Source organism: Tychonema sp. LEGE 07196, from assembly GCF_963890365.1.
In the GTDB taxonomy this organism is placed as follows: domain Bacteria; phylum Cyanobacteriota; class Cyanobacteriia; order Cyanobacteriales; family Microcoleaceae; genus Microcoleus.
The window spans coordinates 21,208-34,836 of sequence record NZ_CAWPRX010000223.1 but is presented as its reverse complement, the minus strand read 5'-3'; the positions used below and the strand labels follow the sequence as shown (position 1 = coordinate 34,836).

Annotated in this window: 6 protein-coding genes; 5 read left to right on the top strand and 1 reads right to left on the bottom strand. The window is 45.8% G+C overall.

The annotated features are described in order from the left end of the window. The 3 genes from AACV78_RS28400 to AACV78_RS28390 form a co-directional block, all read left to right on the top strand. On the top strand, window positions 1-991 hold a 991-nt coding region (locus AACV78_RS28400), incomplete at its 5' end, for a TIGR03936 family radical SAM-associated protein (RefSeq protein ID WP_194074361.1). A gap of 1,171 nt (window positions 992-2,162) precedes the next feature. Next, window positions 2,163-4,547: a ribonuclease E gene (locus AACV78_RS28395; RefSeq protein WP_194010583.1), complete on the top strand. Its 2,385-nt coding sequence runs from the start codon at window positions 2,163-2,165 to the stop codon at window positions 4,545-4,547. Next, complete coding sequence (locus AACV78_RS28390; protein ID WP_194010584.1) at window positions 4,540-5,271, top strand: ribonuclease HII; 732 nt, start codon at window positions 4,540-4,542, stop codon at window positions 5,269-5,271. The genes AACV78_RS28395 and AACV78_RS28390 overlap by 8 nt, the downstream gene beginning before the upstream one ends. 115 nt (window positions 5,272-5,386) lie before the next feature. Here the strand turns inward: AACV78_RS28390 and AACV78_RS28385 are convergent, their stop codons facing one another. Further along, a complete protein-coding gene (locus AACV78_RS28385) occupies window positions 5,387-5,566 on the bottom strand; it encodes a BREX system ATP-binding domain-containing protein (RefSeq protein WP_194010585.1) in 180 nt (59 codons plus the stop codon). On the opposite strand from AACV78_RS28385, the gene AACV78_RS28380 reads away from it, so the two are divergent. Further along, entirely contained in the window at window positions 5,565-7,250 is a 1,686-nt protein-coding gene (locus tag AACV78_RS28380; protein ID WP_194010586.1) for a flavin monoamine oxidase family protein, read from the top strand. The genes AACV78_RS28385 and AACV78_RS28380 overlap by 2 nt on opposite strands. Window positions 7,251-7,640: 390 nt before the next feature. Further along, on the top strand, window positions 7,641-13,520 hold the full coding sequence (locus AACV78_RS28375; RefSeq protein ID WP_194010587.1) for a trifunctional serine/threonine-protein kinase/ATP-binding protein/sensor histidine kinase: 5,880 nt from the start codon (window positions 7,641-7,643) through the stop codon (window positions 13,518-13,520). The last annotated feature ends 109 nt before the right edge of the window (window positions 13,521-13,629 follow it).

Sequence of the window (13,629 nt, the reverse complement as noted above, 5' to 3'; positions counted from 1 at the left end):
CCCCCTCTCCCTCGATCGACCTTTGCCTTGGGATCACTTAGACACGGGGATCGATAAAAACTGGCTGAAAAATGACTTGCTTCATGCTTTGGAAGCGGCGACGGTTCCCGACTGTTCCTTTGAAGGGTGTTCGCGCTGCGGGGTTTGCGGCACGGATTTCGGACACAATGTGGTTGTGGATGCGCTGCCAATTCCTGAGTTTGCCGGTGAGTTCGTGCCGAATACTGAGCGGCAACAGCGCGTTCGGGTTTGGTTCGGGAAGGTGGGCGATATGGCTTTGGTGGGTCATTTGGATTTGCTGCGATTGTTCGATCGAGTTGTCCGCCGCGCCAATTTGCCGATTTCGTTTACCGGCGGCTTTCACCCGAATCCTCGGATTTCTGTAGCAAATGCTCTGCCTCTGGGTGTCACCAGCACAGGGGAAATTGCTGATTTTGAGCTGACGGAGCCGATCGATATTGAGGTGTTTCGGGAAAAAATGGCAGCGACTCTGCCAGAAAATATCCCGATTTACCGGGTGGAACAGATCGACCTCAAAGCTCCTTCTGCTAACCAGTTGTTAGAAGCGGCTGAGTATATCGTTACTGTCGCAGCAACAGGCCCGCTGGCAGAAAATGGCGACTTTGAAGGTGAAAATTCAACTGCTGTCTCCGGCGATTCTAGGGCTAACTGGGAAGCTTGGGTCAAGGCGATCGTCCAAACAGAGGCTTTTTGGCGGGTGCACACTACTAAGTCGGGAAAAACTAAAAATGTCAATTTGCGCGATCGGCTGCACAAACTAGAACTTGTAGAGCAGCTACCAGCCAGCAGCGCCTCTGCCTGTGGCGGTACATCCGAAGGTAGAGCAGTTTTGCGCTATACCGGCAGTTGTCGCAGCGATGGCAACTTGCTCAAGCCCGAACATCTTGCGTTCATGCTCGAACAAGTCAGCGGGCAGGAAATTCAGCTTCTGCAAGTTCAGCGCAGTCAGCTAATCCTAGGTTATTGTTAAGATAGGGAAGCCCTGGTGAAATATTTCACTAGGGCTATCGATCGGGATGTGTCGCTTAAGCTATAATTGTTTGTTATGGAAGCCGCAGCGGCTCGAGCGCTTTAGTCGCTCGTCGCTAAGAGTCAACCAGCAACGCGGGCTGGGTGAAACTGCTTCTGTTCAAGACTTTAAGCCTTTTTGTACGTTGACCGGCTAAATCTAGTGCCAAACCCGCAGGAGCCGGGCCTGAACCAAATTTAGCGATTAATTTCGATCGATCGACTCATTGTCGATCGTCGGCTTACTCACAAATCTCACGGTTCAAGCCGCTCTGCTGGTATTCAACAATAGATATTTTTGACCTCGATCGGAAAACAGAGACAAGCTCTCGACAATCGTCGTAAAGAAGCAAAAATTTGAGATTTTAGATTCTAGCTCCTGCTCCCTGATTCATCTGTGGAGTAAATCTAAAACTTGTACGGCTAAGTCGAAGTATCTCAAACTTCTACAGCGAAGTCGAAGTATCTAAAATCGAGTCAAGAGGTTTTAGGGTTGGCACAGGCAAAAGTCGCAGTCGAAGAATGTCAAGCTGGGGTAAGTTGACCGCTATCCCGCAAGAATTCAACAAAAGTCTACGCGCTTTCAATCCTACTTAACTTTTGCTCAAAACCAGCCCTCAACCACGCAAGCGGAGTTATCAGTTCGTAGTGTTAAGTTGTGTGTTAAGAAATTGGTACGGAGTCACTGAATTTATTCACGCTCGTTCAAAGGAAGAGTTGGAAGTGTTGAAGATTGAGTGAGAGAGTTTGCAATTCACAAATCAAAATTCAATATTTATAACTCGGTAAAAACGTCCTTATTTCTATCTTCCAGCTCAGTCTGCGAAGCATAACTCATAACTCGCGATCGGGTGGATTCAAACACTGTATCTGTAACAGTCAACAGTCAACAGTTAACAGTCAACAGTCAACAGTCAGTAGTGGCGGTGGATGGTGCGTGCGGGCCCTCTTAACTTAACAGTCAACAGTTAACAGTCAACGGTCAACAGTCAACAGTCAACAGTCATTCCACCCTGAACCAACTCACAGCTAATAACTCTTCCTGCTACTACTAATAATTACAGTCAAAGTAAGAGGCACTATGAGCGTGCGTAAGTGTCTCTAATTTGCTGCCATTTTTTTGAGGAAATTGAATGACAAAGCAGATAGTTATAGCAGAGCAGCATCGCATTGCTGCCGTTTTTTCCGAAGATCAAATTCAAGAACTCGTGGTAGCCACAGGCAGCCACCAAGTCAGCGATATTTACTTGGGAATTGTCGAAAATGTACTCCCTGGGATAGATGCGGCCTTCGTCAATATTGGCGACCCAGAACGCAACGGGTTCATGCACGTCACAGACCTCGGCCCGCTGCGGCTCAAACGATCGGCAGGAGCAATTACAGAACTCCTCACCCCCCAGCAAAAAGTGCTGGTACAGGTGATGAAAGAACCGACGGGCAGCAAAGGCCCCCGGCTGACAGGCAATATCACCCTGCCCGGCCGCTATTTGGTACTGATGCCCTACGGCCGGGGAGTCAATCTGTCCCGCCGGATCAAGTCGGAAGCCGAGCGCAACCGCCTCAGAGCCCTGGCTATTTTGGTGAAACCGGCCGGGATGGGGCTGCTGGTACGCACCGAAGCCGAAGGCATGACCGAAGAAGCCATCATGGAAGATTTGGAAGTGCTGCAAAAACAGTGGGAATCCGTTCAACTCGAAGGCGGTACTTCCCGAGCGCCAGCACTGCTAAACCGCGACGACGATTTTATCCAGCGGGTACTCCGGGATATGTTCAGCGGTGACGTGAATCGGATTGTGGTGGACTCGCAAAATGGCATTAAGCGTGTCAAACAGCAGTTGATGAGCTGGAACGGCGGTAAACTTCCTGCAGGAGTTTTGATCGACCACCACCGAGAGCGCGCCTCGATTTTAGAATTTTTCCGCGTCAACGCTGCGATTCGAGAAGCCCTCAGACCGAGGGTAGATTTGCCTTCGGGCGGTTACGCGATCATCGAGCCGACTGAAGCCCTGACGGTGATCGATGTCAACTCAGGCTCGTTTACTCGATCGGCCACAGCTCGCGAAACTGTACTCTGGACAAATTGCGAAGCAGCAACCGAAATTGCCAGACAACTGCGGCTGCGGAATATTGCCGGGGTAATTATTGTTGACTTTATCGACATGGAATCCCGCCGCGATCAATTGCAAGTGCTGGAACATTTCAATAAAGCTCTCAAAGCAGACAAATCTCGGCCGCAAATCGCTCAACTGTCGGAATTGGGGCTGGTAGAACTCACTCGCAAGCGCCAAGGTCAAAATATTTACGAGTTATTCGGCCACAGTTGCCCGACTTGCAGCGGCTTGGGGCATTTGGTACACCTCCCCGGCGAAGACGATATCGCCGGTGCCGTGCGGGAATCGCCCGATCGCACTGTGGGTTCCTCCAACCGCGTTTTGTTGAATTTGCCAGAAGGATTGGAACGCCGCAGCCTGACACCTACGGCGGCTGCAACTCCTGCACCAGTAAGAGAAGAACGTTCCGTCGAACCAGCTCGGGCTGCTTGGGAACCGTCTAGCGAAAGTTTGGATTTTGAAACCGGCAGTAACGCCTCGTCTTTGGACTTGCTCAACCATCCCAGCTATCAGGATTTGGGGAACGGAACCAGACGCCGCCGCCGTCGCCGAATTGGCGAAGAGCCTTTTGCTGTAGCCGAGGAGGAACCGGTACGCAACAAGTTGCGACTGCCGAATACCAACAGCGCGCCCGTCCAAGTGGAGACGCGCTCTGAGTATCTCGCACCCCCCGGCATCCGCGCCGCTTCTGAGGGCTTCGGGTTGGTGAATATAGCTGCTGTTGGCAGGCGCGAGGATTTCGAGCGCGTGCGTCCAACTAAGTCTGAGTTGATGAAGCCGATGGTGGAGCCTCCTGAAATGATTTCGGTGGAAATGACAGCCGAGGAGCAGGATGTTTATGCTCTGATGGGAGTTTCTCCTTTGGTGATGACGGATCGCGGTGTAAAAAATCCTAAGAATGCGATCGTTTCGGTGACACTCCCCGGAGAACCCCCGAACAAGTCGTCTTTCGAGCAGCTCGAATTTGAATTTGAACCGCCCGCGCCAGCACAGAAGGCTGAGGAAGCCGATTATTATGCAGAAATATCGGCAGTTGAGCCTGTATTTTCTCTGGGTGATGAGGATGATGAGGAGGATCTCGATCTTGATGATGAGGTTGAAATTTACGGTGCAAGTTCGATCGACCTCATGGATGATTTTGCTGGCGACGAGGAGGAAACCAGCGATGGGATGGACGAATCGAATGAATGGGGAGCATCGGAGCCGCCGATCGAATTCGAGGAGTCGATCGAATTCCATGAGTCAAGCGAGTTGAATCAGCCTTTGACATCCAATGACTCAAACGAGTCGAATAAGTCGAATGAGTCGAATGAGTCGATTGAATCAAGCGAATCAAGCGAACCCGCCGAAGAGCCAGCGATCAACCGCCGCCGCCGCCGTCGCTCGTCTGCTGTTGTAGATGACTGATCTCCAGTCAGAGGGAGGAGGAAAGAAGGAAGAAGGAAGAACAAAGAACAAAAAAGTAGAAATTTTTACTCTCTTCCCATCTTTCCATCTTTCCCCCTCCCCCAATCTCCCCCTCTCTAGCCTGAGCGAAACCGAAGGCCAATCCCCCTCTCGGACTCAGATAATTGCAGGTGTGGACGAAGTAGGAAGGGGAGCTTTGTTCGGGCCCGTGGTGGCGGCCGCCTGCATTCTGCCCGAGGAAGTCGCAGATGAATTAGCAAGTTGCGGGGTGCGCGACAGCAAGCAGTTGAGTGCCTCCGCCCGGAGTCGGTTAGCCGTAAAAATCCGGGCTGTGGCTGTTGACTGTCAAATTGGTGTGGCTTCGGTGCGGGAGATCGATCGCCTCAATATTTTGCAGGCTTCTTTGTTGGCGATGAAGCGGGCGATTTTGAAGCTGAATGTTACTCCCGATTTGTGTTTGGTTGACGGCAATCAAAGAATACCCAATTTGTCGATCGCACAAGAGACGATGGTAAAGGGTGATGCGCGATCGATTCAGATAGCCGCTGCTAGTATTGTCGCCAAAGTTTGGCGCGATGAATTAATCGTGCGCTTGGCCGTTAAGTATCCCGAATATGACTTGACAAACAACAAAGGATATGGTACTGCTAAACACAAGTTGGGATTGGAACGTTGCGGTGCGTCTGTCTTGCATCGGGTGTCATTTAGCCCTTGCCGAAAATAGTTAATTATAGAACCCTTTTGACATCTTTTATACATCGATCGGCGTCCTGAGTCATCAACAATCAGAGTAAACGTTCTTTTCCCTTTATACTTGTTTAAGTCCCGCTAATCCATTTTTATAAAGTTAGTGCGACCGATCGTCCGTTCGGCTTAGTTCTGGTGACAATATTGCCCATCAATTCTCGATAGGTTGCCACAGCATAATTTGTGCAGCAGGCAAGGTGGCGTTCATAGGATAAATCTGCATCCGCCACCACAAAACCCTGTTTTCTTGAAACGACTAAAGGAGATACCATGTCATTTCGGACAAATATCCAAGACAAGCCACTGCCTCAAGCTGATTGGGTAGCATGGCCGTATATTGACACTCTCTACGACTATGTTGACTTCATCACAAAGAATCCTCAGATTGCTACACTTCCCAAAAAACTTTGGGACACTGAGGTAGCGATCGTTGGTGCTGGAGTCGCTGGTCTGGTGGCGGCGTATGAACTTCTCAAAATTGGCGTTAAGCCAGTCATATTTGAGGCAACCGACCGGATCGGAGGGCGTGCTTACTCGCTGAAATTCAAGAATTCTGAGGCTTTCGCTGAGATGGGTTCCATGCGCTTTCCACCGTCAGGCAAGCTCTTATTTTACTACTTTAAGTTGTTCGATCTCAATTGTGACGGTCAGTTCCCCGATCCGGGCAAGGTGCTGACCAAACTGTATTACGAGAACACTATCATTAATTGGCCACCAGGAGAAGATACACCCCAGGACATTGACTTTAAAAGAATTGGCCAGGATTGGTCAGACTTTGTTCGGGGGTTGGTGCAACCACTCTATGATGTCTGGCAAAAACAACAGTGGGATGAAGTAAAGATCATCTGGCAGCACTACATTAATAAGTACAAAGACATCAGCTTCTATGATGGGGTGCGGAGAGGACTCCCCAAATGGAGTGATGAGGACATGAACAAGTTCGGTGCCTTGGGTATCGGATCGGGTGGCTTCGGTCCCCTGTATCAAGTCAGTTTCCTGGAAATCTTGCGGATTATCGTTAATATGTGGGAGGACAACCAGCAGTTCCTGCCGGGTGGAATTAGCCAAGTGACGGACAAATTCTACACCCAGCCGGTCACTAAGCCTGATGGCACGAAGCAGTCGCTCAAAGGCATTAATGCAGTAAGCTTGAGTACGCCAGTAACCGCGATCGAATACATGAAGGGCGAACCGATCGTCTACTACGTGGAGAATGGTCAACAGAAGTACAAACGATTCCAGGCTGCGATCGTAGCAACCTCTACTCGTGCAATGGAGATGATTGGCATGACGCTTTCTTCGCCTCCAAAAAGCGTGGTCGAGCAGTCTGTTGAAGTGGCAATCCGCAACCTCCACCTGATGGACTCCTCGAAGATGTTTGTCCTCACAGAAAAGAAATTTTGGAAGGATGACCCCAAACACATCCCGCAGAACATTCAGACTGATGAGTTGCCTCGCGGTGTTTATGCTCTTGACTACCCGAAAATCGACAATGGCGTTGTATTAATCAGTTATACCTGGGGTGACGATTCGAGCAAACTGTTGGGACTGCCGGACAAAATGAGACGGTTCGAGCTATTTAGGCAGGCAATTGCCCAAGTCAGCCCCGAGTTTGCTAACAATCTCGTGCCTTTAAACAACGACCCCGACTGCATCTTGAATATAGACTGGGAGGCTCAGCCCTATGCCTACGGTGCTTTCAAGCTACAGTATCCAGGTCAAGAACCGAGCATTCATGCGGCGTACTATCAATTCCTCAGCGCGCTTTCTCCTGAGAGCGATCGAGGCTTATACCTAGCTGGTGACAGCGTTTCCTGGTCTGGTGGTTGGACTGAAGGTGCCTTGCACACCGGCATTAACGCTGCTTGTGCTGTTGCCAAGCGTATTGGGGCAAACCTTAGTTCTGAGTCGCCCCTGAGTCAGGACCCGAATCTGTATGATTACGGACAACGCTAGACTCTAAACGTATCAAAACTTGGACGGAAATATTTACACGCATAGATTATTGCCAAAAGAAATTTTCAGGCTATATAGTGTGTAATTATTTTTGTCTGACTGCTGATTCTGACGATCGCTCCTATAGCCTTCTTCTGTGAGTCTAGAAAAGTCAACAATTTTGAAAGGATACAGTAGATGAGAAATTGAGTTTGGTTTCCAGTCGATCGAAGAGGGTAATTAAGTCCCGTAGCGAACTCTCAGAATGTGTATAAAAAATGCAGGGTTCGTCCTCCGCGATCGCCCCCACTGTAGCGACTCGCTTGCGCGACAGCTACGCCGCGCGTGGGGCATTGCCCTACAATAATCACACAAATGATTGAGGTCAACTACAAATTCAAAGGAATCTCTATGATTGACGCACTTGACGGCTACCACCTGGTTGAGCAAATCTACGACAGCGCTAACTCAATAGTTTATCGAGGTATCCGAGAACAGGATAACCAGTCTGTTATTCTCAAGATGCTCAAAAAAGATTATCCCACGCCTGCTGAACTCATCCGCTACAAACAGGAGTATGAAATCACCTGCAATCTGAATATAGAAGGGGCAATCGAAGCCTATAGGCTTCTGGATTATCAAAACAGGCCGGTCATCATCATGGAAGATTTTGGCGCTAAATCTTTGAAGGTGTTGATGAATGACCCTGTAGAAGCCAAAAATATTGCGTCCCTACCGCAATTCCTCAGCATAGCTATCCAAACAGCAGAGATTTTGGGTCAGATTCACGCTGCCAACGTTATTCACAAGGATATTAACCCTGCAAATATTATTTTTAGTCGAGAAACAGGACAAGTTAAAATTATAGATTTTGGCATTTCCACCGTATTCACTCGCGAAAATCCTACTCTGAAAAACCCCAATATCTTAGAAGGGACGTTAGCTTATATTTCTCCCGAACAAACTGGGAGGATGAATCGTTATCTCGATTATCGCACGGACTTTTACTCTTTAGGTGTCACCTTCTACGAACTTCTCACTGGAAAACTTCCCTTTGTCAGTGAGGATGCTTTGGAGTTGGTACACTGTCATATTGCCAAACAGCCCACTACGCTTCATCAGGTTAATCCAGAAATTCCTGAAGCTGTTTCAGGTATTGTGATGAAATTAATGGCCAAAACGAGTGAAGAGAGATATCAAAGTGCTTTTGGCATCAAAGCCGATTTAGAAAAATGTCTCAACCAGTTACACGAGCGAGGCAAAATAGAACTATTTGCCCTCGGATACCAAGATATTGATAACAAGTTTAAAATCCCTCAGAAACTCTACGGGCGCGAAACAGAAATTGCCACTTTACTGGAGGCATTTGAACGAATCAGCCAAGCAGGAAAGCAAGAAACTGTTGCCCGCTCCAGAACCGAAATGATGTTGGTAGTTGGTTATTCTGGGATCGGAAAATCGACATTAGTACAAGAACTTTACAAACCAATCACTCGCGAGCAAGGCTATTTCATTGCGGGAAAATTCGAGCAATTTCAGCGCAATATACCATACTCTGCGGTGGTAGCTGCGTTTTCTAATTTAGTGCGCCAACTGTTAACAACAACAGAAGAACAACTTAACCAATGGCGGGAAAAACTTTTAGCAGCGTTGGGAGTCAACGGTCAAGTCATTATTGACGTAATTCCAGAAGTAGAATTGATAGTCGGCAAACAAACTCCAGTCCCAACTTTAAACCCGACCGAAACTCACAATCGATTTAATTTTGTATTTCAAAACTTTATTAGCACTTTTAGCGATCGAAACCATCCGTTAATTATCTTTTTAGATGACTTACAATGGGCAGACTCTGCTTCTCTCAAATTAATTCAACTAATGATGGCGGATGCAGAGACCCAATACTTATTTTTAATAGTAGCGTATCGGGATAACGAAGTCAGCTCTACTCATCCCTTGATGGTGGCTTTAGAAGACATCCGATCGGCAGGAGCAATTGTCAACAAAATAACGCTCTCACCTTTAGGGATAGAACATATTAGCCAGCTTATTGCCGATACATTAAAGAGTAACACAGAAACGGTAAAATCCTTAGCAGAATTGGTAGTTATAAAAACTCATGGCAACCCTTTCTTTGTCAATGAGTTTTTGAAAAATGCGTATTTTGAAAAGTTACTTTTTTTTGAAATCGACTTACAAGAATGGCAGTGGAATATCGCCGATATTGAAGAAATGGCAGTCGCCGACAACGTGATTGAATTAATAATTAACCAACTCAAAAAAATGCCCGATTCAACTCAAGACATATTGCGCCTAGCAGCTTGTATAGGTACAAAATTTGACTTGAATACCCTATCAATTATCAGTAGTAAATCTGCAGTAGAAAATTTTGCCAACCTCAAAGTAGCAATGCAATCGGACTTAATTGTTTCTCTCTCTGAACTTAATTCCAACCTCTTAATTCAAAATTATAAATTTGGACACGATCGCATACAACAAGCTGCATATGAATTAATTGAAGAATCAGATAAAAAAGCCATTAACCTAAAAATTGGTCGCCTGCTCAGGCAAAATATGTTGCCAGAAACGCTACCAGAAAAAATATTTGAAATTATCGATCGTTTCAATATAGGTGTTGAACTTATCACCTGCCAACTAGAGCGAAACGAAATTGCTAAACTGAACTTAATAGCGGGTCGGAAAGCAAAAGAATCGACAGCTTATAGTGCAGCAATTCAATATTTGCGTAAAGGATTAGAACTCTTAGCAGAAGATAGTTGGCAAGCCCAGTACGAATTAACTCTCAATCTTTATACAGAAGCCGTAGAAGTAGAATATTTAAATACCAACTTTGAAGAAGCTGAAAATCTGGCTGAGATTGTGCTGCAAAATGCTAAAACAGTGCTGGATAAATTCAAGGTTTATGATGCAAAAATTCAGTTTGCTTGCGTTCAAAACCAGATGTCATCGGCAATAGATACGGGGTTAGAACTACTGAAAATGCTGGGCGTAACTTTGTCAGAATCACCACCAAATAACTTAAATATTGAAAGCCTCTACAATTTGCCAGAAATGACTGACCCTGCTTTGCTGTCAGCCATGCGGATTTTGATGAATTTATTTAGTCCTGCCTATATTAGCAATCCTACACTATTACCGACGATCGCCTTTACCATGATCGAACTCTGCTTGCAGCAAGGAAATTCGCCCCAAGCTGCTTTCGGCTATGCTTTTTATGGAGTTCTCTTATGTACGGGAATGGATGATATTGAAGCAGGCTATCAGTTTGGCAGATTGGCATTGCAAGTGTTAGAGAAATTTGAGTCCAGAGATATAAAGTGTAAAGTCCACGAAGTTTTTAATGCTTTTATCAGACATTGGAAAGAGCCTGCTCGCGCCTCAATAGAAGCTTTGCGCGAAACAGTTCAATTTGGTTTGGAAACGGGAGATTTAGAATTTGCAGGCTATTCTGCTATTCATTATTGTGCCTATCTAATTTTGGTGGGAGAGCCTCTGGAATCAGCTTATCAGAAGCAGATGGCTTATATTGAGTTCCTGCATAAATCCAAACAGGTATTTTCGCTATATTATGCCCAAATTTGGGTACAGTTAGCCTTGAATTTAATGGATAAAGCAGAAAATAATAATTATTTGATAGGTAAAGTTTTTAATGAAGAAGAAATGCTGACTGTTTTACAAAAAAGTAACAATTTTAGTTCTTTGTTTTGCCTCCATTTAGTAAAAAGTATTCTCAGTTATTTATTTAAAGACTATCATGAAGCTGTAAATAATGCAGCAATCGCTACCAACTACGAACAGGCAATGGCAGGGTTGCTACCTGCGGCCCAACAACCTTTTTATTATTCTTTATCCCTTTTAGCTTTGTATCCAACTGCTGAAATTGAAGAAAAAATTCAATATCTTGAGACAGTCAATTTTAATCAAAATAAACTCAAAAAATGGAGCAATCGCACACCGATTAATTTTCAACATAAATACGATTTAGTAGAAGCTGAAAAAGCAAGAGTCTTGGGACAAAATTGGCAAGCCGCCAAACTTTACGATCGATCGATTAAAGGAGCAAGAGACACCGGATATATTCAAGATGAAGCTTTAGCCTGTGAGTTAGCAGCGGAATTTTATCTGGCAAGCGGTATGGAGGAGATTGCCCAAACTTATCTCAAAGGAGCACACTACGGCTATACTCGCTGGCAAGCTAGGGCAAAAGTTGAGAATTTAGAAGCAAGATATCCACAATTACGGGCTCAATCTTCTGCCAGTATCACTAAGAACACAGGCAAGATCGCGATCGATACTCACACTACCACAGGTTCAAGTACAGCTTTAGATTTAGCTACAGTTATCAAAGCTTCCCAAGCCATTGCTGGTGAAATAGTGATCGAGCAATTACTCCGAAAATTGATGAAGATTCTGATTGAGAATGCTGGCGCAGAGGTAGGCTACTTGTTGTTGAAATCTCAGGGAAAACTGCTAATTGAAGCATCCGGTGCAGTTGATTGCGACAGCATCAATTTATTGCAGTCAATCCCACTTGAAAGCAGTGAATTAGTCTCAAAAGCCGTTATTAATTATGTCGATCGCACTCACAAATATGTTGTTCTCCATGATGCTGCTCGTGAAGGTAACTTTACTAACGACACTTATATCAAGGCACATCAAACTAAATCTATTCTTTGCGTTCCTCTGATCGAGAACAACAAGCTTGTTTCAATTCTGTACCTAGAAAACAACCTGACAACGGGTGCATTTACTTCCGACAGATTAGCCCTCTTAAAAATCTTGTCCTCGCAAGCGGCAATTTCCATAGAAAATGCCCAACTCTATGGCAACTTAGAAGCAAAAGTAGCAGAACGCACCCAAGAACTCCAGCAGTCAGAAGCTCGCTTTCGACAGCTTTACGAGCAATCTGCCGATGCTATTTTTCTGTTAGATGGCAACACTTTTATTGACTGCAACCCCGCCACAGTTAAAATGATGCGTTGCACGGACAAACAACAGGTTCTTTCTCTGCATCCGGCTCAAATTTCCCCCGAGTTTCAACCTGACGGTAGAAACTCTTTTGAAAAAGCTGAAGCAATGACAGCCCTGGCTTTCGATCGAGGAAATCACCGCTTTGAATGGATGCACCGCCGCACTGATGGAGAAGATTTTTGGGTAGAAGTATTGCTGACAGTAATTCCTTTAGATGGAAAAGAAATTCTGCACGCGGTGTGCCGAGAAATTGGCGATCGCAAACAGGCAGAATTAGCTCTGCACCAAAAAAATCAGCAACTCAGCGATACTCTCCAACAACTTGAAACTACACAAGAAGGATTGATTCAATCAGAAAAAATGGCAGCTTTAGGACAGCTTGTAGCCGGAGTTGCCCACGAAGTTAATACACCCCTAGGTGCAATTCGTTCCAGTGCAAGCAATGTTTCTAAGTTTTTGGATCGAACTCTCGAACAATTGCCCGCACTTTTTCAATCTCTCTCCCCAGAAGCCGGACAGAAATTCTTAGAATTACTTCAGTATTCTCTCCAACAATCTACAAACTTATCAACCAAAGAAGAACGCAAATTAAAGAGAGCTTTAAGAAGCCAACTCGAAACATTAGAGATTGAGAGTGCGGATACTGTGGCCGATAGATTAGTCATGATGGGGGTCTACGATCGAATCGAAACTTTTCTACTGCTGCTGCAAAGACCGGACAGTTTGCATCTTGTAGAAACCGCCTACAAACTGTCAGAATTAAAAAGAGGTATTGCCACTATCAACACAGCCACAGATAGAGCATCAAAAGTTGTTTTTGCTTTGAAAACCTATGCCCGCTACGAACAGTCTGGCATCAAGACAAGCGCCAGCATTGCAGAAGGGATAGAAACTATCTTAACTCTATATCAAAATCAATTGAAACAAGGCATTGAGGTAGTTAGAAACTATGCGGAAATTCCGCCGGTACTGTGCTATCCCGACGAACTGAATCAAGTGTGGACAAATCTGGTTCACAATGCTTTGCAAGCAATGGATTATCGGGGGACGCTAACTATTGATGTGACGAAACAAGACGAGCAGGCTAAGATTAGTGTTAGTGACAGCGGTAAGGGCATACCAGAGGAGATAAAAGGAAAAATATTTGACCCATTTTTTACTACTAAGCCTCCGGGAGAAGGCAGCGGTTTGGGGCTGGATATTGTCAAGAAGATTGTTGACAAACATCAGGGAAAGATTGAGGTGGAATCGATTCCGGGTCAAACTACATTTAATGTTTTTCTGCCAATAATTGGTGTATAGCTTTTCAAGGGAAAGATGAGGGGCATAGGCCAAACCGGGCTCCGTGGCCAAACAGGGCATAGGCCAAACCGGGCTATCCTCACGACGCTTGAGAACCGCTATATAGAAC